The organism is Flavobacterium hiemivividum, from assembly GCF_004349145.1.
Classification (GTDB): domain Bacteria; phylum Bacteroidota; class Bacteroidia; order Flavobacteriales; family Flavobacteriaceae; genus Flavobacterium; species Flavobacterium hiemivividum.
The window spans coordinates 43,281-66,924 of record NZ_SMFO01000012.1 but is presented as its reverse complement, the minus strand read 5'-3'; the positions used below and the strand labels follow the sequence as shown (position 1 = coordinate 66,924).

23 protein-coding genes are annotated in these 23,644 nt (G+C 34.9%); 7 read left to right on the top strand and 16 right to left on the bottom strand.

Going from position 1 to position 23,644, the window contains the following annotated elements:
• Nucleotides 1-109: 109 nt before the first annotated feature.
• Nucleotides 110-1,978 carry an alpha-amylase family protein gene (locus E0F98_RS13705; RefSeq protein ID WP_132112425.1) on the top strand — a complete coding sequence of 623 codons (1,869 nt, stop codon included), beginning with the start codon at nucleotides 110-112 and terminating at the stop codon, nucleotides 1,976-1,978.
• A gap of 105 nt (nucleotides 1,979-2,083) precedes the next feature.
• On the opposite strand, the gene E0F98_RS13700 is transcribed toward E0F98_RS13705, so the two are convergent.
• The 7 genes from E0F98_RS13700 to rsfS all read right to left on the bottom strand — a co-directional run bounded on the left by E0F98_RS13700 (nucleotide 2,084) and on the right by rsfS (nucleotide 7,662).
• Entirely contained in the window at nucleotides 2,084-2,860 is a 777-nt protein-coding gene (locus tag E0F98_RS13700) for a superoxide dismutase (protein WP_132112423.1), read from the bottom strand.
• Nucleotides 2,861-2,868: 8 nt separating this feature from the next.
• Nucleotides 2,869-3,138: an acyl-CoA-binding protein gene (locus E0F98_RS13695; protein WP_132112421.1), complete on the bottom strand. Its 270-nt coding sequence runs from the start codon at nucleotides 3,136-3,138 to the stop codon at nucleotides 2,869-2,871.
• A gap of 2 nt (nucleotides 3,139-3,140) precedes the next feature.
• On the bottom strand, nucleotides 3,141-3,791 hold the full coding sequence (locus E0F98_RS13690; protein WP_132112419.1) for a phosphatidylserine decarboxylase family protein: 651 nt from the start codon (nucleotides 3,789-3,791) through the stop codon (nucleotides 3,141-3,143).
• A complete protein-coding gene (locus E0F98_RS13685) occupies nucleotides 3,781-4,626 on the bottom strand; it encodes a phosphatidate cytidylyltransferase (RefSeq protein ID WP_132112417.1) in 846 nt (281 codons plus the stop codon). The genes E0F98_RS13690 and E0F98_RS13685 overlap by 11 nt, the downstream gene beginning before the upstream one ends.
• Nucleotide 4,627: 1 nt before the next feature.
• Nucleotides 4,628-5,233, bottom strand: coding sequence for a lactate utilization protein B/C (locus tag E0F98_RS13680; RefSeq protein ID WP_132112415.1), 606 nt, complete (start codon nucleotides 5,231-5,233; stop codon nucleotides 4,628-4,630).
• Nucleotides 5,234-5,348: 115 nt separating this feature from the next.
• Entirely contained in the window at nucleotides 5,349-7,274 is a 1,926-nt protein-coding gene (gene ftsH / locus E0F98_RS13675) for an ATP-dependent zinc metalloprotease FtsH (RefSeq protein ID WP_132112413.1), read from the bottom strand.
• Between the two features lie 16 nt (nucleotides 7,275-7,290).
• Complete coding sequence (gene rsfS, locus E0F98_RS13670; protein ID WP_132112411.1) at nucleotides 7,291-7,662, bottom strand: ribosome silencing factor; 372 nt, start codon at nucleotides 7,660-7,662, stop codon at nucleotides 7,291-7,293.
• A 95-nt stretch (nucleotides 7,663-7,757) separates the two neighbouring features.
• On the opposite strand from rsfS, the gene E0F98_RS13665 reads away from it, so the two are divergent.
• Nucleotides 7,758-8,486, top strand: coding sequence for a biotin--[acetyl-CoA-carboxylase] ligase (locus E0F98_RS13665; RefSeq protein WP_132112409.1), 729 nt, complete (start codon nucleotides 7,758-7,760; stop codon nucleotides 8,484-8,486).
• Nucleotides 8,487-8,567: 81 nt separating this feature from the next.
• On the opposite strand, the gene E0F98_RS13660 is transcribed toward E0F98_RS13665, so the two are convergent.
• Together E0F98_RS13660 and pyrE are read right to left on the bottom strand one after the other, a co-directional pair.
• Nucleotides 8,568-8,960, bottom strand: coding sequence for an SRPBCC family protein (locus E0F98_RS13660; protein WP_132112407.1), 393 nt, complete (start codon nucleotides 8,958-8,960; stop codon nucleotides 8,568-8,570).
• A 12-nt stretch (nucleotides 8,961-8,972) separates the two neighbouring features.
• Nucleotides 8,973-9,623 (bottom strand): orotate phosphoribosyltransferase, encoded by a 651-nt coding sequence (gene pyrE / locus E0F98_RS13655; protein WP_132112405.1) that lies wholly within the window; start codon nucleotides 9,621-9,623, stop codon nucleotides 8,973-8,975.
• A gap of 7 nt (nucleotides 9,624-9,630) precedes the next feature.
• On the opposite strand from pyrE, the gene E0F98_RS13650 reads away from it, so the two are divergent.
• Nucleotides 9,631-10,233, top strand: a complete 603-nt coding sequence (locus tag E0F98_RS13650) for an NUDIX hydrolase (protein WP_132112403.1) — start codon at nucleotides 9,631-9,633, stop codon at nucleotides 10,231-10,233.
• 166 nt (nucleotides 10,234-10,399) lie between these two features.
• On the opposite strand, the gene E0F98_RS13645 is transcribed toward E0F98_RS13650, so the two are convergent.
• Nucleotides 10,400-12,127: a M14 family metallopeptidase gene (locus E0F98_RS13645; RefSeq protein WP_132112401.1), complete on the bottom strand. Its 1,728-nt coding sequence runs from the start codon at nucleotides 12,125-12,127 to the stop codon at nucleotides 10,400-10,402.
• Between the two features lie 214 nt (nucleotides 12,128-12,341).
• On the opposite strand from E0F98_RS13645, the gene E0F98_RS13640 reads away from it, so the two are divergent.
• On the top strand, nucleotides 12,342-13,691 hold the full coding sequence (locus tag E0F98_RS13640; protein WP_132112399.1) for a DEAD/DEAH box helicase: 1,350 nt from the start codon (nucleotides 12,342-12,344) through the stop codon (nucleotides 13,689-13,691).
• Between the two features lie 200 nt (nucleotides 13,692-13,891).
• Here E0F98_RS13640 and E0F98_RS13635 read toward each other — a convergent pair whose 3' ends face one another.
• The 3 genes from E0F98_RS13635 to E0F98_RS13625 form a co-directional block, all read right to left on the bottom strand.
• On the bottom strand, nucleotides 13,892-14,470 hold the full coding sequence (locus E0F98_RS13635; protein ID WP_132112397.1) for a PhnA domain-containing protein: 579 nt from the start codon (nucleotides 14,468-14,470) through the stop codon (nucleotides 13,892-13,894).
• 213 nt (nucleotides 14,471-14,683) lie between these two features.
• Entirely contained in the window at nucleotides 14,684-15,139 is a 456-nt protein-coding gene (coaD, locus tag E0F98_RS13630) for a pantetheine-phosphate adenylyltransferase (protein WP_132112395.1), read from the bottom strand.
• A 109-nt stretch (nucleotides 15,140-15,248) separates the two neighbouring features.
• Complete coding sequence (locus E0F98_RS13625) at nucleotides 15,249-16,220, bottom strand: D-alanine--D-alanine ligase (RefSeq protein WP_132112393.1); 972 nt, start codon at nucleotides 16,218-16,220, stop codon at nucleotides 15,249-15,251.
• Between the two features lie 373 nt (nucleotides 16,221-16,593).
• On the opposite strand from E0F98_RS13625, the gene E0F98_RS13620 reads away from it, so the two are divergent.
• On the top strand, nucleotides 16,594-17,211 hold the full coding sequence (locus tag E0F98_RS13620; protein ID WP_132112391.1) for a PASTA domain-containing protein: 618 nt from the start codon (nucleotides 16,594-16,596) through the stop codon (nucleotides 17,209-17,211).
• The gene (locus E0F98_RS13615) at nucleotides 17,201-18,241 is read left to right on the top strand and encodes an RluA family pseudouridine synthase (RefSeq protein WP_132112389.1); all 1,041 of its coding nucleotides are present in this window, start codon (nucleotides 17,201-17,203) and stop codon (nucleotides 18,239-18,241) included. Before E0F98_RS13620 ends, E0F98_RS13615 begins: the two co-directional genes overlap by 11 nt.
• Nucleotides 18,242-18,435: 194 nt before the next feature.
• Here the strand turns inward: E0F98_RS13615 and E0F98_RS13610 are convergent, their stop codons facing one another.
• The 3 genes from E0F98_RS13610 to E0F98_RS13600 all read right to left on the bottom strand — a co-directional run bounded on the left by E0F98_RS13610 (nucleotide 18,436) and on the right by E0F98_RS13600 (nucleotide 20,782).
• Nucleotides 18,436-19,437: a phosphotransferase gene (locus E0F98_RS13610; protein WP_132112387.1), complete on the bottom strand. Its 1,002-nt coding sequence runs from the start codon at nucleotides 19,435-19,437 to the stop codon at nucleotides 18,436-18,438.
• A gap of 290 nt (nucleotides 19,438-19,727) precedes the next feature.
• The gene (locus E0F98_RS13605; protein WP_132112385.1) at nucleotides 19,728-19,988 is read right to left on the bottom strand and encodes a hypothetical protein; all 261 of its coding nucleotides are present in this window, start codon (nucleotides 19,986-19,988) and stop codon (nucleotides 19,728-19,730) included.
• Nucleotides 19,989-20,170: 182 nt separating this feature from the next.
• Nucleotides 20,171-20,782, bottom strand: coding sequence for an alpha-ketoglutarate-dependent dioxygenase AlkB family protein (locus E0F98_RS13600; RefSeq protein WP_132112383.1), 612 nt, complete (start codon nucleotides 20,780-20,782; stop codon nucleotides 20,171-20,173).
• A gap of 373 nt (nucleotides 20,783-21,155) precedes the next feature.
• On the opposite strand from E0F98_RS13600, the gene E0F98_RS13595 reads away from it, so the two are divergent.
• Complete coding sequence (locus E0F98_RS13595) at nucleotides 21,156-23,627, top strand: zinc-dependent metalloprotease (protein ID WP_132112381.1); 2,472 nt, start codon at nucleotides 21,156-21,158, stop codon at nucleotides 23,625-23,627.
• The last annotated feature ends 17 nt before the right edge of the window (nucleotides 23,628-23,644 follow it).

Below are 23,644 nucleotides of genomic sequence, written 5' to 3'. Positions count from 1 at the left end.
GACAAATAGAGCTCCTAATTTTCAAAAAATAGGTTAATTTTAAAAGCTAATTACCTAGGTCATTTGTTTTGTAAAATTCGAATGACATAACTAGTAACACTAACATAAAATGATAAAAAAAACGATTCTTATTGCAGGAATAAGTTTAATTCTTCTCACCGCAGCTTGTAAGACTGCAGCTTTACCAATGAATACAGCGAAAGAAAATACCAAGGTCGAAAATAAAATAGTTGTTTATCAGATTTTTACCCGATTATTTGGTAATAAAAACGCCGCAAACAAACCTTGGGGAACCATCGAAGAAAATGGGGTGGGGAAGTTCAATGATTTTACAGCAAAGGCGCTTAAGGAAATCAAAGATTTGGGTGCAAACTATATTTGGTACACTGGAGTACCACACCATGCTTTAGTTAGAGATTATACTTCAATTGGTATTTCAAATGACGATCCCGATGTTGTAAAGGGAAGAGCCGGTTCACCATATGCCGTTAAGGATTATTACAATGTAAATCCTGATTTGGCCGTTAATCCAGCCAATCGGTTAGTAGAATTTGAAGCGCTGATTACTAGAACACATGATGCAGGGCTAAAGTTGTTAATTGATATTGTTCCCAATCATATTGCACGAAAATATGAAGGGCGAAATAATCCTGCAGGAGTAACTGATTTTGGAGCAAATGACGATGTTACGGTTGAATACAAAAGAGATAATAATTTCTATTATATTGCAAATTCTAAATTTGAAGTGCCAGATACAGTTAAACCATTAAATGGGGAAGCAAATCCATTAAGCGATGGAAAGTTCACTGAAATTCCTGCTAAATGGACTGGAAATGGATCTAGAATGGCTAAACCAGATAAAAATGATTGGTATGAAACTGTAAAAGTGAATTATGGAATTCGTCCTGATGGCTCAAAAGATTTTCCAGAGCTACCAGCAGGATTCGATACAAAATCAGTTGCGGAGCATTTTGAGTTTTGGCAAGGAAAAGATGTACCTGATTCTTGGAAAAAATTTAAGGATATTGCTCTGTTTTGGACAGCTAAGGGAGTAGATGGATTTCGATATGACATGGCCGAAATGGTTCCTTATGAGTTTTGGAGTTATATGAACTCAGCGATAAAGATGAAAAATCCGGATGCTTTTTTATTGGCTGAAGTTTACAATCCAAAGGAATACCGCAATTACATTCGATTAGGGAAAATGGATTACTTGTATGATAAGGTGGAAACCTATGATAAATTGAAAGAAGTAATTCAAGGAAAATCATTGCCTGATGGACTTTCGGACATTCAAAAAGGAATGAAAGATATAGAACAGCATATGTTGCAGTTTTTAGATAATCACGATGAGCAACGTTTGTCTAGTCCTGAGTTTGCCGGTAGTCCAGAAAAAGGGAAACCTTTGATGGTGGTTTCTACAACGATCAGTTCAGCTCCTACTATGATATATTTTGGTCAGGAAGTGGGTGAGGCTGGAAATGAGAACGGAGGTTTCGGGACGCATTCTAGAACTTCAATTTTTGATTATGTGGGTGTACCAAGTCATCAACGCTGGATGAATAATGGTAAATTTGACGGAGGCCAACTCACGGACAAAGAAAAAGCACTTAGAGATTTTTATAAAAGGTTGCTTAATTTCTCCAATAGTAGCTCGGCATTAATGGGCGAGTTTCAAGAAATTCAAACTGTAAATAGGCAATCAACAGTAGGTTTTGATCCAGGTATTTATGCCTTCACACGTTGGTCAGATACTCAAAAACTAATTGTTGTTTCTAATTTTTCTTGGATTACCACGAGTTCATTCGAACTTAAAATCCCTGCTGATGTTATAGGAAAATGGAATTTAAAGGATGGAGATTACACGATTACTGATCAACTTTATAGAAATAGTACGATACAATTGAAAGTAGTTAAAGGAGAAGGAAAAGCGCAAATTAAGATAGCACCTTCTGAGTCTTTTATTTACCAATTATAAGACTTAATTAAATTGGTTTATTTCTCAAGATTTGAGAAGTTAAAAAAAATGCTGATACAGACTATTTAGGTCGTGTATCAGCATTTTTTTTTATTTGGAGTAACTTTAATATTTTCGTCTTATTGCTGCCTCATAATTCTCAGTTACCTTAGGCCAATTAATGACATTGAAAAAAGAATCAATATATGTTCTTCTGCGGTATTGGTATCCTAAATAATAAGCATGTTCCCACAAATCCAAAGCCAATATTGGCGTTCCAGGGATAATAGCGTTTTTCATTAATGGATTATCTTGGTTTTGAGTACTTGTTATTTTTAACTTTCCTGCTTTATCAACTACCAACCATACCCAAGCTGAACCAAATTGGGAAGTTGCTTCACTTTTAAAAGAGGTTACAAAGTTTTCATAAGAACCAAAATCTCTTGATATTACTGATGCAAGTGTGTCTTTAGGTACGCCTCCTGAATTTGGAGCCATCGATTTCCAATATAAGGAATGATTGTAATATCCTCCCGCATTGTTTCTTAAATCGGCGTTATTGAGGTCTAACTTTGCTAATATACTTTCGATCGGCTGATTTTGATATTCAGTCCCCGCAATCGCATTATTAAGGTTGTTCGTATAAGTCAAATAGTGTTTTGAATAATGCATCTCTAATGTTAAAGGAGAGATTGTGGGTGCTAATGCATCGTAAGCATAAGGCAATTTTTCCAATTGGAACGCGCCGTTATTTGCTTTTACATCGTCTGGAAATCCAATAGTTACTTTTTCTTGAGCAGTTGGTAATGGAACTTCTACGACTTCTGTTAGTTTCTTATCGTTACATGAAGCTAAAAAGCCCAACAGAAGTAGGCTAGATAGTAATAAAGATGATTTTTTCATTGCTAGTATTATTTTTTCAAAAGGGAATTAATAATTTCTATGTATTGTTCTTTTGCTTCATCAGCCGTCAAATGACTGATTTGCATCCAGGCATTTGTTTTAAATGCATCCCTTAAATGGTACGTTGATGTTTGTCGTAGGTCTAAGGTACCAAAAGTTGCGTGTTTGTAAAAGGCGTAGAGACGTAGCTGTACATCCTGAGGTAAGGATGCCTGAGTCATTTCTGAAGCACTGTTGACTGCTTCCTGAAATCTAGTGTCTAAATCTTTTTTTGCCATTATTATTTTGTTGCAATAATTGTTTTCCCTCCAATTGCTTTTTGGTTAAGAACTACATTTATAGGTGTTCCAATAGGTAAAAATAAATCTACTCTGGATCCAAATTTAATGAAACCTGCATCAGTTCCTTGAACCACCTGCATACCTTCTTCAGCATAATTTACAATTCTTCTCGCTAATGCACCGGCGATTTGACGGTATAATACAGCTCCGAAGGAATTGTTTTCGACCACGATCGTCGTTCTTTCATTTTCTTCACTCGCTTTTGGGTGCCAAGCAACCAAAAATTTCCCAGGATGGTATTTACTGAATTTTACAGTTCCGTTCATTGGATAACGAGTAACATGTACATTGATAGGTGACATGAATATAGAAACTTGTAATCGTTTATCTTTAAAGAATTCTCCCTCATAAACTTCTTCGATTACTACTACTTTTCCATCGACTGGAGCTAGTATTTGATTTTCGTTGATGATAACCGACCTCTTTGGGTTTCTGAAAAATTGTAAGATGATTATTAATAGCAATAATGCACTAATTTGAATTAACTTACTAATCCAGATAGTGTCAATGAAATGGTCTGATAGTAATAATACGGTGGCTGTAAAAATAGTACCTAATAAAATAGTTTGGGCTCCTTCTTTATGAAACATAATTTAAAATTTGATAAAATAAAAATACAATTGGTGCTACAAATATAACACTATCTAGACGATCTAGTACGCCTCCATGGCCCGGCATGATTTTTCCGCTGTCTTTGACTCCAGCAACACGTTTAAATTTTGATTCGATTAAATCACCTATGGTTCCGAAGATACCAACAATTAAGGCGATTATGATCCAAATAAACATTTTTCCTTCTGCAATTTGAATATAATATTTTCCAATTAAATAACTGGCAATAACGCAAAATACAACACCACCTAGAAAACCTTCGATTGTTTTCTTAGGAGAAATCCTTTCGAATAACTTTGTTCTTCCAATTGACTTTCCTACAATATAGGCAAAACTATCATTTGTCCAAATAAGGATAAAGATACTAATTAGGATTTTTGGGTTGTAACCACTGATTCCAAAAGGGATTTTTGTCATGATGACAAAGGGAAGTATAATGTATCCTATGAGATAAACGTACTTTGAAAAAGAATCGATCTTGACTATTTTATGGTCAAAAAGAAAATGGATACACTTTAAGAATACGACTAATGTAGTAGATAATACAATCAATTCAAATGTTTGGTTAAACCTTAATAGGTAGAGCGAACCAGTTGTAGCAATCGTTATTTTATAAAATAGGGTATAAGTTGCGGCAGCAAGTACAACAGGAATTATTTTATTAAGCTGTTGTAAATTACAAAACTCTACAGTAGCGATAAGGAGAAATGCACCAAACAGAATGAAAAAACTTTCTGTTGAATACAATATGGAAACTATTAATAAAATTACATAAATAGCACCAGAAATAGATCTCTTAAGGGTTTCATTCATTTTAAAGATCTTCTAAAAGCAACAAATAAAGATTTTTAGCGACACTTCCGTATTGGGTGAAGTCTTCTTCTTTTGCTTTTTCAAAATATTTTATCGCGGTAATGTTTGTTGGGATGTCGCTTTCGTACTTCTTTTTTATAGTAGTCAGTCCATCGCTTTTTATTGCGACGATTTGGGATGTTGTTGCTATAACAACAATATTAATAGGCAATTCATTTGGCTTATGTTGCTTAATTTGTTTGGAACAAAATAAGATGGAACCTTCTTCGGCTATTAGGTTTTCACAATTTGAAAAAAGGAACTTAGGTTCCGCACCCTTTACATAAGTAAGTTTGTTTTCGTCTAGTAAATTGAATAATTTAGGTTCATAACACAGTACGTTACTTTCATACCAATCATTTTCTTGAAGAATATTTTCAAATTGTTCTTTTACTTCGTCGAAATTTTCGCAGTATAAAAATTTACCGCCATTTTTTTTGAAATTATAGATGAATTGTTCGTCAATAGACATAGTGGTCATGTCGGGAGTAGAGCTGTTTTTTTCTTTCTCTTTCTCCTCATCTGAAGCTGAAATACTAGAACCAAAAATTTTTCTGAAAAGACTCATATTTTGTTAAGGTACTTTATATATTAAGTTGAAACCGTTCAAAGATAAAAAAATCTTAATTCAAAAGTGATTTTTGAATTAAGATTTTAAAAATAAGTGAAATATATGTCTTTTTTTAAGATACTACCTCTTCTAGGTTTTTGTCAAATGTTCTTTTTCCGAAAATAGCTTCTAGATCATCTTTGAAGATAACTTCTTTTTCAATAAGAATATCTGCCAGTTGATTAAGTTTGTCTTTGTTCTCTTCTAATATTTGAATTGCTCTTTGGTACTGTGTTTCAATTAGTAATGAAATTTCAGTGTCAATTACTTTAGCCGTTTCTTCAGAATATGGTTTAGAGAAATTGTATTCACTTTGTCCAGTTGAATCATAATAGGTAACATTTCCTATTTTATCATTCAATCCATATACCGTTACCATAGCACGTGCTTGTTTAGTAACTTTTTCTAAATCGCTTAGTGCGCCCGTAGAAATTCTACCAAAAGTCACCTTTTCAGCTGCTCTTCCTCCCATAGTAGCGCACATTTCGTCTAACATTTGGTCAGCACGAACAATTAATCGCTCTTCAGGTAAGTACCAAGCTGCACCAAGACTTTGCCCTCTTGGAACAATAGTTACTTTGATAAGTGGTGCTGCATGCTCTAACATCCAACTTACGGTTGCGTGTCCTGCTTCGTGAATAGCAATTGCTTTCTTTTCTCCAGGAGTTACAATTTTGTTTTTCTTTTCAAGACCGCCGACAATTCTGTCAACAGCATCTAGGAAATCTTGTTTGTCAACTGCAGTTTTGTTGTATCTCGCTGCTATTAATGCTGCTTCATTACAAACATTAGCAATATCAGCTCCAGAGAAACCAGGAGTTTGTTTCGCTAAAAAGTCAGTATCAAGTCCTTCAACTTTTTTCAATGGTCCAAGGTGAACTTTAAAGATTTCAGCACGCTCACGAATGTCTGGTAAGTCAACAAATATTTGTCTGTCAAAACGACCGGCACGCATTAATGCTTTATCCAGTACGTCAGCTCTGTTTGTTGCTGCTAATACAATTACATTTGAATTTGTACCAAAACCGTCCATCTCTGTCAGTAATTGGTTCAGCGTATTTTCTCTTTCGTCATTTCCGCCTGACATATTGCTTTTTCCTCTCGCTCTACCTACAGCATCAATTTCATCAATGAAAATGATCGCAGGAGATTTTTCTTTTGCTTGTTTAAATAGGTCACGTACACGTGAAGCACCTACACCTACAAACATTTCAACAAAATCAGAACCTGACAACGAGAAGAAAGGCACTTGTGCTTCTCCCGCTACTGCTTTTGCTAGTAAAGTTTTTCCTGTCCCTGGAGGCCCTACAAGTAAAGCTCCTTTTGGAATTTTCCCACCAAGATTAGTGTATTTCTCCGGATTTTTCAAGAATTCTACAATTTCTTGTATCTCTTCTTTTGCTCCTTCGAGTCCAGCAACATCTTTAAAAGTAGTTTTTACATCTGTTTTTTCGTCAAAAAGTTTTGCTTTTGATTTTCCAATGTTGAAAATTTGTCCGCTACCGCCACCGCCGCCGCCTGACATTTTTCTCATTATAAAAATCCAAACACCAATGATGATAATAATAGGTAATAAGCTGATGAAAATATCAGACCAATTGCTTTTTGATAAGAAATTGAAATCTTTTAATTTACCTTCACTAACCGCTTTCTCTAGTTTGTTTTGTAAAATTTGGTCGTTACCAATTATAAAGGTATAATGTGGCCCTTTATTAGGACTGTCAAAAATATCTTTTGCAACTTTTTTGTTGTCAGATGATTTAAGTGCAGCAGTATTTAGGAAAACTTCCGCTTCCGATTTGTTATAAACGATTACCTTTTCAATGGAACCTTTTTCTAAAAGTTCATTAAATTTAGAAGATGTTATTTGTGCTGGTTCTTGTAAACTGGAACTACCAGTTACGAAACTAATAAATAAGAAGATAAGTAGTATGGCTGTATAAACTAGCCAAGGGCTTATTTTAAATTTATTAGGAGTTGGATTGTTATCTTTAGCCATTCTTGTTTTTCTTTCTTTAGTATTTGTTTTCTATCGTAGTTATTTTAGCGTCTCCCCACAAACTCTCGATGTTGTAATATTCGCGGATTTGTTTTTGGAAAACATGAACTACTATATTAACATAATCCATAAGTACCCATTCTGCATTACCAGTACCTTCAACATGCCAAGGCTTGTCTTTTAATTCTTTAGATACTGTTTTTTGAATGGAGCCCACAATTGCATTAACTTGTGTGTTTGAGTTTCCGTTACAGATAACAAAATAGTCGCATACTGCGGTGTCAATATCTCTTAAGTCGAGAATATCTATGTCATTTCCTTTTACTTCTTCGATTCCCTTAATAATGTTTGCCAGAAGGTCATCATTATTTATCGTCTTTTTTGCCATGAATTATTTTTATATAAGTTTGTAAAGTTACCATTTTTTGTGATTATTTTTGGACCTTAACATAATATTAAATGTTGTTGCGTAAATAATTACAAATGAAACTAATCAAACTCGATGCCATAGATTCAACAAATGAGTTTCTTAAGGGGCTATCAAATAGGCAGGAATTAGATAATTTCACTGTTGTAGTTGCCGAAAAACAAACTAAAGGAAAAGGGCAGATGGGGGCTGTTTGGGACTCTGAGAAGGGTAAGAATCTGATAATAAGCGTTTTTATAAAAGATCCGTTGTTAAACATAAAACAGATTTATAATCTCAATATTGCCATTGCAACAGCAGTTGTTGATGCTTTAGAAATTTACAATATTCCCGAAGTACGCATAAAATGGCCAAACGACATTATGTCATATAATTTTAAAATAGGTGGCATTTTGATAGAAAACAGCCTCAAAAGCGATGGAGCTGTTTCTGCTGTTGTGGGATTGGGACTCAATATTAATCAAACAAACTTCGATAATTTACCCAAAGCATCTTCCTTAGCCGCGATTTGTGGTACTCATTTTGACAAAAATCAGCTGCTTGTTTCTATTGTCAAAAAAATGAAACAAAACATTGCTAAAATAGAAAGCGAATCAGAAGATTTATGGTCTAAATATACGGATCGACTTTTTAAGAAAGGAATTCCAATGCCTTTTAAAGATCAATTTAATGTGAATTTCATGGGGATTATTCAGGGTGTTTCAGCTTATGGAAAACTGCAGGTACTTTTAGAAGATGATCGTATTGCCGAATACAGTATCAAGGAAATTCAAATGTTGTATTGAATTAGGGTAGATTGTATTTTTTGAAAATAAAAAAGCCTTTCAGTTTGCACTAAAAGGCTTTAAATATTATGAGGTCAATTGTTACAATTTAGACATGTTGCTAGCTAATGTTTCGATAAATTTACCAATTGGTCCTTTTATCATCATCGCCATCATCGGATTGAAATCTCCTTCAAAATCAAGTTTAACAGCACTTGAACTATCAGAAACAGTATCGATATTTGCTATTAAAGTGAAAGGCAGTTTATCGCTTGCAGCTCCAAGTACCACTTTGCTTGGCGCTACTTTTTCTTTCATTTTCAATTTAATCTCTGGCATTCCTTTTAATCCAAAAATAAAAGCATCGTCGCCGATTACCTCAAATTTTGCGATGTTATCTGGCATTAATTTTTCAAAGCTTTTCACATCTGTCAATAAATCAAATAATTCTTGCGCTGATTTTTGAACAGTAACTTTTGGACTTTCTAAGTTCATATTTTGTTAGTTTTATTTGGCTTCAACATCCCAAGTTGATGGAGTAACATTCCATTCTCTCAATGTTTTTTCTTCTTTTTCAGTAATATAACTTTTGGCAACAGCCAAGGTTAACAAGTTTTGGTAGTTACTCAAAGTGTATAAATCGATATTGGCAGCTTTAAAGTTTTGTTCAGCAACATCAAACCCATAGGTAAATATGGCGGCCATTCCTTTTATATTTGCACCAGCAGCACGCAAGGCTTCAACAGCATTCAAGCTGCTACTTCCTGTGCTTATCAAATCTTCTACAACCACTACATTTTGTCCTTTTTGCAAGAAACCTTCCACTTGGTTTTGACGCCCGTGTTTCTTAGCTTCTGGTCTAACATAGACAAATGGAAGCCCCATGCTCTCGGCAACAAGCATTCCAATTCCTATTGCTCCAGTGGCTACACCGGCAATAACATCTGGTTTTCCAAATTGTTTTTCTATATTTTTAGAAAATTCATCTCTAACGTAATTTCTTATCGCTGGAAATGAGAGGATTAGTCGGTTATCACAATAAATAGGTGATTTCCATCCAGAAGCCCATGTAAAAGGATTTCCTGGATTCAATTTAATTGCATTTATTTGTAAAAGCAATTCGGCTGTTTTTTCGGCAGTATCTTTATTAAAAATCATAATACAAATGTATAAAGTTTTTGTTAACGACAAACCACTTTTTTTGACAAATATAATTTCAAAAGAAACAGATTTTCAATTGTTCTTACTCGAGAGTATAGACATTGAGCAACTTATCGTAAAAATATTTCAAAATAAAATTCAAAAAGCCTATCTCTATCATCCCGATGAGAAGGAAATTATGAAGACTTTGAAAGCTAAGATTCCTGTTTGTAAGGCTGGAGGAGGGCTTGTTCATAATAAAAACGGCGAGATTTTGTTTATTTTCAGGAATGGAAAATGGGATTTACCCAAAGGCGGAATCAATAAGGGCGAGGCGATTGAAAATACCGCGATGCGAGAAGTAGAGGAAGAAACGGGTGTAAGTAATTTACGAATTTTAAGTAAACTCCAAAAAACATATCATGTTTTTAAACGCAATGGGAAATACAAACTAAAAATCACTCATTGGTTCGAAATGTATTCTGACTTTGAAGGTACGCCTGTAGGTCAAATAGAAGAAGGCATAGAAAAAGTAGCCTGGTTGAAGCCAGACGACATTCCAGAAGCTCTCAAAAACTCCTACGAAAACATAAAATTATTATTTGAAGAAGAAAAACTCCTAGATTAAGAGTTTTTTTGTTAATAAGTTCGGCGTATACTAGATAGTTTGGCGTATTTCGCTTTAGTTTCTTAATTTTTTTTAGCCACGAATTGCACGAATTTCCACAAATTAATTAGTGCTAATTCGTGGCTAAATTTTATCCTAGCAGACTTTCGTCGATATTTCTTTTAGTTTATAAAACGCGATAAATTGGATATTGCAAATGTGCTTTTTCATAATACACAGAATGTTTGTATACCCATTCTAACTGTACTTGTGGATTATTAGCAAATTTGGGGTCCTGTTTCTTTTTCTGATCTAGTTCTGCTTTCAGTTTAGGATTGTCTTTTAGGATTTGGGCTGCTGTATCTTCAAATACATAGTCAGAATAACCTTCTTTTTGTTGTAACATTGTATCGAAGAAATTCCAATTAAAAAAAGAATCAATTCCCTCTGGTTCTAGGGTTTCTAGTAGATATTTGATGCCTTTTTGTTCTGTAGCGACAACATAGTCTCCTTTGGCGAAAGCCAGCTTTTCCTTTTTACTACTTATTTTAGTGTCTCGATGGATGTAATGTCCTTCATAAGCGGAACTCGATGTTTTAAAGTCTGCGATTTTGTAGCTCTCGACTTCGATTAGGGAGTCTTTTTTTAATTGGGTATAAGCGATTTTGTTACTTTTTAGTAAGTCGATAACATTCCAAAATGCCTTTGGGATAATATAAGCCGTTGGTATCGTAATTTCTTTTACAGATTTGTATTCTTTTAGATAGGGAATTTCTTTTTCGAATGGTTTAGCTCTGTCGTAGAAAAGTCTGTCACCGCTTGTCGCCTCACTTTTTTTACGTCCGGCTTCGAAGCCTAAAAATGAAAATTTAGAGACTTTTGTGGTGTCAAGTTGCCATTTGATGGTGTACGATTTTCGTGGTTCGAATTGTTCTTCGTTTTTAGAACGTTTTTGTTTGATTTTCTGGTAATTTGCATCCATAAAGTCAATGGTTGAAGTCATGTATTCGTAGGTAACTTTAACCCTATCAGCATATTTTTTTAGCATATGTGTTTCCACAACAAAGCCAATGGTATTAAATAAGGAAGTGTAGCCTGTGGAATATCTAGGGCTGTCGAAAAATTGCGCAAAACCATTGTCTGGTGTTTCGCTAAAAGCATTCACATAAGGAGTTGTTGGGATGTTTTTTTTCTGTAAATCAAGAACTATAGAAGGCATCATTTCTCCATCTAAATAGGTGCCTAAGACACTTCCTAGCTGGTTTTGCTGTGTCATAATGTAGGTTAGTTTGTACTGATAATCAGCTCCGTTGCTTACATGGTTGTCTATAAAAACATCGGGGTTCAATTTGTGAAATATTTCAGTGAAGCTTTTCATATTTCGAGTATCTGACTTTATGAAATCCCTGTTCAAATCATAATTCCGGCCATTTCCTCTAAAACCATAAATTTCAGGTCCATCTTGATTTGCTCTTGAGTTCGAATTTCTATTTAAAGCTCCGCCAATATTATACACTGGAATCGTGGAAACAACAGTGTTCTTTGGAATTTTAATTTTTCCTAAAGCCAAATCCCGAAACAACTGCATAGTGGCATCAATTCCGTCTGGTTCGCCTGCATGGATACCGTTATTTATTAATAGAACGGCTTTATTCTTCTGTATTTTGTCAAGGTCGAATGACTTTTCGGGATTAAAAATCACAAGATGCAAGGGGTCGCCACTGTCGGTTGCGCCCATTTCTATCATTTTTATGGATGCGAAATCCTTAGCTAACAAGCTGTAATATGCAATGGTTTCTTGATAAGTTGCTGTTTGATTTCCGTTTCCTTTTTCGAAATGTGTGCTGTACTTAGCATCTTTTTGAGCAAAAATTGAAATTGTGAGAAGTAATAGCGGAATAGTGAAAAATTTCATGTTTTAGTTTTTTACAGAAATCAAATATAATATTTTTTTAATGGGGATTTCAACGGCAATGTCAATTACAATTTCAATGGCAATGTCAATTACAATGATAATATCAACGGGAATATCAATTGCAATATCAATAAAAATAGTAATACAAATTACAATAGTAATAAAACTCGTAATTCATAACCTATAAATCATATTTCATATTTACCTTTGCAAAATGAATAAGAGACACCATTCGAATAATATACTATTGAATTTAGGAATCGAAAACCTAAATGAAATGCAGGAAGCAGCGCAAGAAACGATCTTAAATGATAACAATGTACTGTTGCTTTCACCTACAGGATCAGGGAAAACCCTGGCTTTTTTATTGCCAATATTAGAAATGTTACAACCCGAAATCCTTTCGGTTCAATGTTTAATTCTAGTTCCTTCGAGAGAATTAGGGCTTCAAATTGAGCAGGTTTGGAAAAAAATGGGTACAGATTATAAAGTAAATGTATGTTACGGTGGACACTCTATTGATACCGAAATCAAGAATTTAAGCAATCCGCCAGCTGTTTTAATAGGAACTCCTGGGCGTATCGCAGATCATATTGACAGAGGAACTTTTAGAACTGATAAAATTCAAACCTTGATTTTGGATGAATTTGACAAGTCATTGCAACTGGGTTTCCACGAGCAAATGTCGTTTATCATTGGGAAATTGACCAAACTAAACAAACGCGTTTTAGTTTCGGCAACTTCAGATATTGAGATTCCAAAATATACTCGAGTTGTTAACCCAACGATTTTAGATTTTATTCCAGAAAATGAAGAAGAAAATAATCTCTCTACAAAATTGGTTGTTTCTAAGGAAAAGGACAAAATAGGAAGTTTGTTTGCGCTTATTTGTTCGTTGAAATCACAATCGGCTATCGTTTTTTGTAATCATAGAGACGCAGCAGAGCGTATTAGTGACACTCTAAATGAAAAAGGAATTTATTCGACCTACTATCATGGCGGAATGGATCAAGACGAGAGAGAACGTGCATTAATCCAATTTAGAAATGGAAGTGTGAGTTATTTAATCACTACAGATTTAGCGGCTCGTGGTCTTGATATCCCCGAAATGAATCATGTTATTCATTATCATTTACCATTAAAAGAGGATGAATTTACACATAGAAACGGTAGAACAGCTCGTATGACTGCTTCGGGAACTGCTTACATCATTGCGCATGAAAGTGAGAAGAAGTTAGACTATGTAGATTATGGAATGGAAGTTTTTAAAGTAGCAGAAAATGTTTCTTTGCCAAAACCTCCAGAGTTTCAAACCATCTATATTAGTGGTGGAAAGAAAAACAAATTGAATAAAATTGATATAGTAGGTTTCTTTTCTCAAAAAGGGAAGTTAGAAAAAGGCGATTTAGGATTAATCGAAGTGAAAGATTTTATTTCTTTTGCGGCCGTAAAATTCAATAAAGTAAAAGACTTGCTTCACAGCATTCAAGATCAAAAAATGAAAGGCAAGAAGTTTAAAATTGAAGTGGCGAGGAAAGTGATTAAGAAAGAAGAAGAGTCTTAGTTTATAGTGATCAGTCTCAGTGTTCAGTTATTGAATGCGCTGAAAATGAAAAGAGTCATTTGATTTTATAAATAGAATGCATAAAAAAACGTTAGCAGAAAATGTACCGCTAACGTTTTTTTTATGTTTTTATCTCGCTAATCCTGTTAACGGAGACTGAATACTTTTTCAGCCCAAACACTTTAAACTGAGACTGATTACTATATTTTCTTCACGTATTGTGTAATAATCACGATCGTTTGACCATCTACTTTACCTTCAATGAATTCGGCATTTTCATGATCTAGTCTGATGTTACGCACGGCAGTTCCTTGTTTTGCAACCATACTAGAACCTTTTACTTTTAGATCTTTGATCAAAACTACTGAGTCACCAACTTCTAGAATAACTCCGTTGCTGTCTCTGTGAACAACTTTGTTTTCATCGTCTTCTCCTTCACCTGTTGCTTGTGCCCAAGCTAGAGTATCTTCATCAAAATACATTTGGTCGATTAATTCTTGAGGCCAACCTGCAGAACGCAAACGGCTCAAGATTCTCCAAGACACAACTTGTACTGCGGTATGCTCGCTCCACATGCTGTCGTTAAGACATCTCCAATGGTTTAGATCTTCATTACCCGGAGTTTCGATTTGGTCAATACAGGTGCTGCAAGCCATGATGCTTTCGTCTATTCCACCTTTTTTAGTAGGTAGTACTTCGTATACTTTTAGGTTTTCAGTTGCTGCACAAAGTTCACATTTCGATCCGCTTCTTTTGTTTAATTCTCTTTCTATACTCATTGTTGAAATTTGTTATGATTGTGCGAAAATACGCTTATTAAGTACTTCCTGCAAGTTTGTAATATGCGGTATTTAGTTTATTTTTCAATAATTAGTGATGCTATTTTTTAACCACATCCATTCATAGATTTTATAGGTGTAAAAAGGCATTTCATTTTGATTAGAATACAAGGCTAACTATGTTCTGAACAACTATCTACTGACCCCTGAATACTACTTAACTCGCACCGCTTTTGGAACTAACATTTGGTATTCGCCGCCATTACGGAGAACGTCTCTCACGATACTCGAACTGATGTAAGAAGTACGCGCTGCAGTTAGTAAAAATACGGTTTCTATTTTTGATAAATGTCTGTTCGTGTGGGCAATGGCTTTTTCGAATTCAAAATCGGCGGGATTGCGCAAACCACGCAGAATAAAATCAGCTTTGATTCTTTGACACAAATCAATGGTTAAACCTTCATAAGTAATCACCGATACCTTTGGTTCGTCTTTGAAGGTTTCCTCGATAAAACGCTTTCGGTCTTCTATAGAAAACATGTATTTTTTATCGGCATTAACACCAATAGCAATAACTATCTCGTCAAAAAGAGAAACGCCTCTTTTTATGATGTCTTCGTGTCCTAATGTTATAGGATCAAACGATCCAGGAAATATGGCTTTTCTCATTATACTTTTTTCTATTTTGTCATTTCGACGAAGGAGAAATCTCTTAATATGGGTTTTCTCCTTCGTCTAAATGAAAAGTTTGTGTTATATGCAGTGAGGATATAGTCCCTTATTTTAATGCCAACTCAATCGCATTTGCAAACAAATCTTCGAGTGAAATTCCTGCCGCAAGTGCTTGTTGTGGTAATAAACTTTCGTTAGTCATTCCAGGAACGGTGTTCATTTCTAGCATAATAGGTTCGTCGTTTACAATGATAAACTCGCTTCTCGAGAATCCTTTCATTTTTAGTAATTCGTATGCACGCTTTGCGATAGCTCCTACTTTTTCAGTCATTTCATCAGAAATACGGGCTGGGGTGATTTCCTGTGACTTTCCAAGATATTTAGCTTCGTAGTCGAAGAAATCATTTTCGGAAACAATTTCAGTGATGGGTAAAACTGTTATTGTGCCTTTGTAATTGATAACACCTACTGAAACTTCAGTTCCGTCAAGGAAACTTTCTATGATGATTTCGTTGTCTTCTTTATAAGCCATTTCAATAGCAATAGGCAACTCAGCTTCGGTTTTTACTTTCGAAATCCCAAAACTTGAACCTGCTTTATTGGGTTTTACAAAACAAGGCAACCCTACTTTTTGTACGATTTCATTGGTGTCGATTTTGTCTCCTTTGTTTAAGTAGTAAGAAATGGCACTTTTAATTCCGTATGGTTTTAAAACAGACAGTAGATCTCTTTTGTTGAAAGTAAGGGCCGCTTGGTAATAATCACATGATGTTTGCGGAATCCCTAGCAATTCTAGATAGGCTTGCATGAGTCCGTCTTCACCGGGAGTACCGTGTATGGCATTAAAAACGCAATCAAATTTGATTTTGTCGCCGTCAATCGTTACTGAGAAATCATTTTTATCGATGGGAAATTCATTTTCGGCTTCGTCTACATAGACCCATTTTTCAGGTAGTATGTGTACGCAAAATCCCTTGTATTTGGTTTTGTCCAGGTATTGGTTCACAACATTCCCGCTGATTAGTGATATTTTATATTCGCTGGAATAACCGCCCATGATAATGGCAATATTTTTCATTCTTTGTTGTTTAAGGTTTTAGGTTTAAATTTTTAGATTTAAACTCAATTTTAAGGTTTGTTGTTTTGAAAACAAATGTGTTTTAGCCCCGGTAGAAGCGACATCCTTTTTCTTTTTTCGTTTTTTAACGAAAAAAGAAAAAGATATAGCGGATAACGGGAAATAGCTCCTAATTAATATCAACTCTATAAAAGTTCCACTTTTGGCTGAACCAGTGTTGCGCTAACTTAAATGTAGCTTCATTTCTTATTAATCAAAAATAGAAATGTTTTCGCACTTTCTCTAAAGTCCGACGTTAAATACTATTAAACAAAATTATCATTTTTTTTGAAACGAATATGCTATATCTTTGTCGTATTATAAAAATAAATTTATGAGTTTACGTAAGTATCTTACCAGCCGTGTTTTTCTTGTTCAAGTATTTCTAGCCGTTTTGATTATTGCCGTTCTGGGATATCTCTTTATGCATTGGTTGACTTTTACAACTGATCACGGAAATGAAATTACAGTTCCTAATTTAAGCCGATTAACAGAGGAGCAAGTCGAGGAAAAACTGGATGCGTTAGATCTTCAATATATATTACTGGATAGTGTAAATTATAGAAGTGATTATCCTAAGTTCTCTGTCGTACAGCAGGATCCATTGCCAGGAGAGAAAGTAAAAGTGGGTAGGAAAGTCTATATTAAAATTAATAGTTCCGGTTTTTCATCAGTGAAAGTCCCGGATTTAGTAAATAGAACGTATCGCGAAGCGGTACCTACCTTAAGAGCTTTAGGACTAGAGGAGGGAACAATAACGTACATACCAAATCTTGGAAAAGACATGGTGCTCGAAATGCGTTTTAAAGGAAGGAACATACAAGCGGGGGATAAAGTCTTGAAATCTTCTAAAATCGATCTGGTTTTAGGTGATGGAAAAGCAAGTTATGAAGAAGATACAGTAACGGATAGTATTGCTAGTCCAATAGAAGAAATGCCAAATGAACAATAATGTAGAGTCGATTGACTTAGAAGAAGAATTATACGAACACTTTAAATTTGAAGTTCCAAAAGGACAAGCGCCTTTGCGAATTGACAAATATTTGATGAGTCTGATTCAAAATGCCACCAGAAACAAGATTCAAACTGCAGCTACTGAAGGGAATATTTTTGTAAATGACGCTATTGTAAAGTCGAATTATAAAGTAAAAGCTTTTGATGTGGTGCGTGTGATGTTGACGCATCCACCGTATGAAAATCATATTATACCAGAGAATATCCCTTTGGATATTGTTTATGAAGACGATACCTTGTTGTTGATTAACAAACAGCCAGGAATGGTAGTTCATCCCGGACACGGAAATTATACTGGAACTTTAGTGCATGCCTTGGCTTATCATTTTGATAATTTGCCAATGAACAGCAGCGAAAGACCAGGATTAGTACACCGAATTGATAAAGACACTTCAGGATTATTAGTGATTGCCAAAACCGAAGCGGCGATGTCGCATCTAGCCAAACAATTTGAAGCCAAATCTTCTGAAAGAGAGTATGTAGCTTTAGTTTGGGGAAATGTTGTGGCTGATGAAGGTACAATTGAAGGAAATGTGGCACGTCACGTAAAAGACCGCATGCAAATGGCCGTTTTTGCTGATCCTGAAATAGGGAAGCCAGCGGTAACGCATTACAAGGTTTTGGAACGTTTTGGTTATGTGACTTTGATTTCGTGCCAACTGGAAACAGGAAGAACGCATCAAATACGCGTTCATTTAAAGCACATAGGTCATACTTTATTTAATGACGAGCGTTATGGCGGTCATTTGATTTTGAAAGGAACTACGTTTACTAAATACAAACAGTTTATTGACAATTGTTTCAAAATATTACCAAGACAAGCTTTACATGCTAAAACCCTTGGATTTGTTCATCCTACAACGGGCGAGATGATGCGTTTTGATACTGAATTACCTCAGGATTTTCAGGATTGTATTGAGAAATGGAGAGGATATTCTAAAACGAATTTAACCGAAGAAGGAGAATAACCGCCTTACTTAAATAGTCTAATTTACAACTAATAAGCCCTCTTGATAGCAATCGAGAGGGCTTATTTGTGAAGTTAAATACCAATGTTTTGGATCTAACTTATTTTCTACCTGCTCTAGTGTTGCAACTTATTAGAGAGATTAGATTCAGTATTTCTTTTATTGTGGGCACAGATTTCCGTGCTATCAGGTTCTTAGCTTTTAGTCGCAGTTAATTTTTTGTTTTCATGATAATCAATCCAGTTTTTTATTCTTCCAACAAACATTTTCAGATAGTTTTCTGTTAAAAAAATATTAGACCAATCAAATCGTTGAGCCTGTACGCCAAGATAGAAAATGAAAATTGATGCTCCAGCTTCTGGAATTAAACTTATCTCTGTATCTGATAATTTTCTAAATTTTTTGTAGCCATCAATAAAGCTTTTGGCTTTAGATTCATATTGCTTTTTGTCTTGTTCGATAAAAAATAATTGTTTGCAGAAATAGCCAATGTCTAAAATAAGATTTCCATTTCCACAATTATCAAAGTCAAATAGTGTGATTTCATTTTCTGCAGTTATGCTAAAATTATCATACCAAATGTCAAGATGAACTATTCCTTTTTGATTTTCGGCTAAATTGGTTTCTGCAAAGGTTTTTTCTATTTCTATTCCTGTTTCTTTCAAAAAAATCATTTCATTTAAATCTTCAGAAAAGAAGGGTTTCAAATAATTATAAGATTTTTCTAAAAGTATTTCAGAAGTATAATTTATTCTATTGATTTTTTTGTTTTCTGTTAGATTATGAATCTTTGCTATAATCGAACCAACTTTAAAACAATTCTCATTGGTCATAAATCGTGTCTTTTCCCCTTTTGCAAATGAAAAAAGCACAACATAACGAACTCCTTCGGGAGCATTAATTTCCTGGATTAATTCATCATTTTTATCAGAAATTGGGTATGAAATCGAAAGATTATTGTTTTTAAGTATCGTTAAAAGTTGCAATTCTTCTATTATTTCTGTTTTGCTTCTCCAATTATAGCAGTAAACTCTAACAACATATTTTTTGTCTGAGTCTGAAATAAAATAAGTGTGATTTACTCCAGTTCTATATAATTTACATTCAAAACTGCTATTTAAGTTGTATTTTTCTATTATAAATTTACCTAAATCTTTTTCTGATAATGTGGAAGCTAGTACGGGAAAAGTTGTCATGTGATTGGGTTGCGTGATTAATTTAGGTGGTCGGTTTGATTTAATATTTCTTTTATTGTGGGCACGGAAAAGATTTCCGCGCTATTGGGTTTTCCAATACTATATTCAATTTCAATTTCTTGTTTTGTTGCAGAACTTCTTAAAAATTCTTCATAAACAAATCTTTTAAATTCTTCACTATATCGATCATGTCATTTTGATGATGATTTTTCAGAAAACCCTTCCATTTTGTTAAATCTTTGTGTAAACCTATTTCAGGACAAGACATTGAGCTTTTAACTAAAACGCCTTTACTTAATTTGTTGCAATTCGACTTTTTTGTTATTAATAAACATCCTGCAACTCACGCGAAAGAAACCAGAGAGATTGGTTTTAATATCCATTTGTTCTCCATTTTTAGCTATTAGTTTTCCAGTCATTTGGCTTGGTGTAATGAAGTTTAATTGCTCGTCCTGCAATTCATTATTTACAAAAAGTTTTTCGCCAGAGAACCAGCTATTGGTTACTTTTATTTCAGATCCTTCGTAGTTTGTGGCCCATTCACTTTTCATAGTTGGTTTTTTTAGTGGTTGTTTAGGTCTAATATTGTTTCTTAAAAATAAAAGCTATTATCGAACATTAAAAAGCCGTTTTTTTTAGGGTATATAGATAGTAGTAAAGAAACACTTTAAATTCGAATAAGACAATACCTACTTTTAATGATATCTTAAATACTTTTTTAAAGTATAAAATCTTACTTCAAATCAATTGTTCTAAAAGTAAGATTCACTCTAGGCGTAGTAACACGTGTAGTGGGAGGGAGGCGGTGCAGCCAGTGGGTTTGGGTTTCGCCTTTCATAACCAGTAGGCTTCCGTGGGCTAAGATTTGCGATACGGTTTCTTTAGTTTCTTTGTGTTTAAAGGCAAATTTTCGTTCAGCACCAAAGCTTAGTGAAGCAATCGCACCGTTTTTCTTTAAATCTTTTTCGCCGTCACTGTGCCAAGCCATGCCTTCGCTGCCGTTATGGTATAAATTAAGCAGGCAGGAATTGTAAGTTTCGCCGGTTTTTTCTTCCACCATTGCTTTTAAATCTAGTAATTCCGGAGTCCAGATTAAGGCGTGCTTCGTTGTATTAGAATAAGTGTAGTTAAAATTTGTATTTCCGTACCAGGCGACTTTTCTTTTTGTAATAATGAGTTTGCCAAAAATTATAGCTTCGTCGTTTTTCCAAGCGATGGTTTCCAGTAAATTCTTCAGGTAGAAGTTGGCTTGCTGCACAGTCATAATATGGCCGTAATAGTTTACGACGCCATCTTTCGGGAGCAGGTTTTTATTTTCTCCAATTTCAGTGCTGAATAAATCCATTAGTTGCTATGCTATTTTAAGGAATGACAAGGTCGGAAAATGTTTTGAATTGTTTTTGGCTAAAGTAAAAATAAAACGATTTTTAATTGCGGTGGATTTACGGATATTTTACATGCTGTTGTCTTTTTGTTTAGCATACGTGCTGTGATTGACTTTGCCTTGCGTGAGGGGTTGTCGTGAAAATCCTCTCTTGTATTATGTTGTTTTTGGTACTAGACGTGATAAGAGAGATTGTAACAGAAAACCCGACCCATAGGGGCATGCCCAAAAAATCATAACAATTGTTAATTATAAGTTAAAATATTAGATAAAAACGAGAAAGGATGGGGTTAAAATTATTTTTGAGCTTGATTAATCAATTAACAACCTACAAATGAAGAAATTATTCATTTTGACCACTTTGGCCGCCTTTATGTTGGCTCCAAATACTCAATTTGCGCAATCGAAGCGTAAGAAAAACAAAAAAACGGAAGCAGTTACTCCGCCCGAAAAAAAGCCTGAAGTTACTATTAAGGACTATGATAAGGTAATTACTAAGGGCGCCATCACTGATGATGGTTTGTTTAAAGTTCATAAAGTAGATAAAAAATATTATTTCGAGATTCCCAATCGCTTATTAGATAAAGACATGCTTCTTGTAAGTAGGATATCTAAATTACCATCTAATCTTGGAGGTGGTTATGTAAATGCAGGTTCAGAAACTAATGAGCAATTGATCGTTTGGCAGCGTTTTCAAGATAAGATTCTAATCAAATTAAAGTCCTATAATGCAGTTGCCAATGATAGTTTACCTATTAGTATTTCAGTGAAAAACAATAATTACGAACCGACCTTATTTGCATTTGATATTGCTGCTTTCAGCAAAGACTCTGCTAATACCGTTATCGATGTAACTAAATTTTACGGAACTGATGTTAAGGCTATCAGCGGATTATCTGCTAGTATGAGAGAGACGTACAAGGTAAAAGGCATGGATGATTCTCGTAGTTTTATCACTACGATGAAGACTTTTCCAATGAATATCGAGGTAATTCAGGATTTTACCTATAATGCGAGTAAGCCGCCAGTGCAGGAAGATACAGAGACGATAAGCATGCAGATGAATCAATCGATGATTTTGCTACCTGAAAAATTGATGCAGCCCCGTCTTGCTGATCCAAGAGTAGGTTGGTTTACAATGAGTCAGTACGATTATGGTAGTGAGGAATTAAAGTCGGATCAAAAGACTTACATCCGCAGATGGAGATTAGAGCCGAAAGATCCTGTGGCTTACGCCAAAGGTGAACTCGTAGAACCTATTAAACCAATCGTGTATTACATAGATCCGGCTACGCCAGAAAAGTTGCGTAAGTACATTAGACAAGGAATTGAGGAATGGCAAAAACCATTTGAGACCGCAGGTTTTAAAAATGCGATTATTGCAAAGGATGCTCCCACAAAGGAAGAAGATCCTGAGTTTAGTCCAGAGGATATACGTTATTCGGTAATTCGTTATGTTGCTAGTACGACTCGTAATGCAGTTGGTCCTAGTGTTTCTGATCCACGAACGGGAGAAATAATCGAGAGTGATGTTATCTGGTACCACAACCACCTGCGTTCGTATCGCAACCGCTATTTGTTAGAAACAGGCGCTGCAAATCCTTCTGCAAGAACTTTAAACACCAGTGATGAGGAAATGGGAGAGATGATGCGATTTGTTATTGCTCATGAGGTGGGACATGCGCTTGGTTTTCCACACAATATGGGAGCGAGTTGCGCTTATGATACAGAGAGTTATCGAGATGGTGCTTTTACACAAAAAAACGGAATTGCAGCGAGTTTAATGGATTATGCTCGTTTTAATTATATCGCTCAGCCTGGCGATAAAGGAGTTCGTTTCATTCGTCAAATGGGACCTTATGATCACTATGCACTAAACTGGGGGTATAGAGTAATTCCAAACTCGGTTTCTCCAGAATCAGAAGTTGCTACATTAGACAAATGGATTCTTGAAAAAGCGGGCGACCCAATGTATAAGTTTGGGAAGCAAAGCAGTAGTTTTGATCCAAGTTCACAAACAGAAGATATTGGAAATAATTCGATGAGAGCCAGTAGCTACGGACTTAAAAATCTAGAATATGTTGCGGCACATTTATCAGAATGGACTAGTGATGTGACTAATAATTATGAAGACTTAAGTGAATTGTATGACGAACTTTTAAGTGTGTGGAGTCGCTATGTTGGTCACGTTGTAACCAATGTAGGAGGTGTATATGAAGACACTAAAAAACCAATTCAAACCGGAGTTGTTTATACGGTAACACCCAAAGCACAACAGCAAGAAGCGATGAAATGGTTGCAAGCAAATGCTTTTACTTCGCCTACTTGGTTAGTAAATCTAAAAACGCTTAAAAATATCGATTACGCTGGTTATACAGAGCGTTTTAGAAATTTACAGGCTAGACATCTGAATAGTGTTTTGAGTTTTGAACGTATCGGTCGATTGATGGATGCTGAAATTCTAGGCGCTACTAATTACAGTGCTTTAAATTTATTAAGTGAGCTACGTAAAGGAATCTGGAAAGAAGCTAGTGCTGCTACTCCAGTTACTATTTATCGCCGAAACTTACAACGTGCTTATATTGAAAGAATGGAATACTTGATGAAGGAAGAAATAAAACCTAGCCGCTCTGGCGAATTTTATAATGTAGCACAATCTGACGTTAGGGCATTAGTAAGAGGAGAATTAACGGCTTTAAAATCAGTATTAGCAACAGCAAGAAATAGTGCTGCTACTACAGAAACGAAATACCATTATGCTGATTGTATTGAAAGAATTTCTTTGATTTTAGATCCTAAATCTTAAATAAATCAAATTACACA

Bases quoted from the DNA above. Each gene is read 5' to 3' on its own strand.
- E0F98_RS13700 (WP_132112423.1), bottom strand. From the start codon at position 2,860: ATGAAAAAATCATCTTTATTACTATCTAGCCTACTTCTGTTGGGCTTT.
- pyrE (WP_132112405.1), bottom strand. From the start codon at position 9,623: ATGATTTTTAATAAAGATACTGCCGAAAAAACAGCCGAATTGCTTTTA.
- E0F98_RS13595 (WP_132112381.1), top strand. From the start codon at position 21,156: ATGAAGAAATTATTCATTTTGACCACTTTGGCCGCCTTTATGTTGGCT.
- rsfS (WP_132112411.1), bottom strand. From the start codon at position 7,662: ATGGCAAAAAAGACGATAAATAATGATGACCTTCTGGCAAACATTATT.
- E0F98_RS13605 (WP_132112385.1), bottom strand. From the start codon at position 19,988: ATGAAAAGTGAATGGGCCACAAACTACGAAGGATCTGAAATAAAAGTA.
- E0F98_RS13680 (WP_132112415.1), bottom strand. From the start codon at position 5,233: ATGAGTCTTTTCAGAAAAATTTTTGGTTCTAGTATTTCAGCTTCAGAT.
- E0F98_RS13640 (WP_132112399.1), top strand. From the start codon at position 12,342: ATGAATAAGAGACACCATTCGAATAATATACTATTGAATTTAGGAATC.
- E0F98_RS13635 (WP_132112397.1), bottom strand. From the start codon at position 14,470: ATGAGTATAGAAAGAGAATTAAACAAAAGAAGCGGATCGAAATGTGAA.
- E0F98_RS13600 (WP_132112383.1), bottom strand. From the start codon at position 20,782: ATGGATTTATTCAGCACTGAAATTGGAGAAAATAAAAACCTGCTCCCG.
- E0F98_RS13705 (WP_132112425.1), top strand. From the start codon at position 110: ATGATAAAAAAAACGATTCTTATTGCAGGAATAAGTTTAATTCTTCTC.
- ftsH (WP_132112413.1), bottom strand. From the start codon at position 7,274: ATGGCTAAAGATAACAATCCAACTCCTAATAAATTTAAAATAAGCCCT.
- E0F98_RS13690 (WP_132112419.1), bottom strand. From the start codon at position 3,791: ATGTTTCATAAAGAAGGAGCCCAAACTATTTTATTAGGTACTATTTTT.
- E0F98_RS13615 (WP_132112389.1), top strand. From the start codon at position 17,201: ATGAACAATAATGTAGAGTCGATTGACTTAGAAGAAGAATTATACGAA.
- E0F98_RS13665 (WP_132112409.1), top strand. From the start codon at position 7,758: ATGAAACTAATCAAACTCGATGCCATAGATTCAACAAATGAGTTTCTT.
- E0F98_RS13660 (WP_132112407.1), bottom strand. From the start codon at position 8,960: ATGAACTTAGAAAGTCCAAAAGTTACTGTTCAAAAATCAGCGCAAGAA.
- E0F98_RS13650 (WP_132112403.1), top strand. From the start codon at position 9,631: ATGTATAAAGTTTTTGTTAACGACAAACCACTTTTTTTGACAAATATA.
- E0F98_RS13645 (WP_132112401.1), bottom strand. From the start codon at position 12,127: ATGAAATTTTTCACTATTCCGCTATTACTTCTCACAATTTCAATTTTT.
- E0F98_RS13695 (WP_132112421.1), bottom strand. From the start codon at position 3,138: ATGGCAAAAAAAGATTTAGACACTAGATTTCAGGAAGCAGTCAACAGT.
- coaD (WP_132112395.1), bottom strand. From the start codon at position 15,139: ATGAGAAAAGCCATATTTCCTGGATCGTTTGATCCTATAACATTAGGA.
- E0F98_RS13620 (WP_132112391.1), top strand. From the start codon at position 16,594: ATGAGTTTACGTAAGTATCTTACCAGCCGTGTTTTTCTTGTTCAAGTA.
- E0F98_RS13685 (WP_132112417.1), bottom strand. From the start codon at position 4,626: ATGAATGAAACCCTTAAGAGATCTATTTCTGGTGCTATTTATGTAATT.
- E0F98_RS13625 (WP_132112393.1), bottom strand. From the start codon at position 16,220: ATGAAAAATATTGCCATTATCATGGGCGGTTATTCCAGCGAATATAAA.
- E0F98_RS13610 (WP_132112387.1), bottom strand. From the start codon at position 19,437: ATGACAACTTTTCCCGTACTAGCTTCCACATTATCAGAAAAAGATTTA.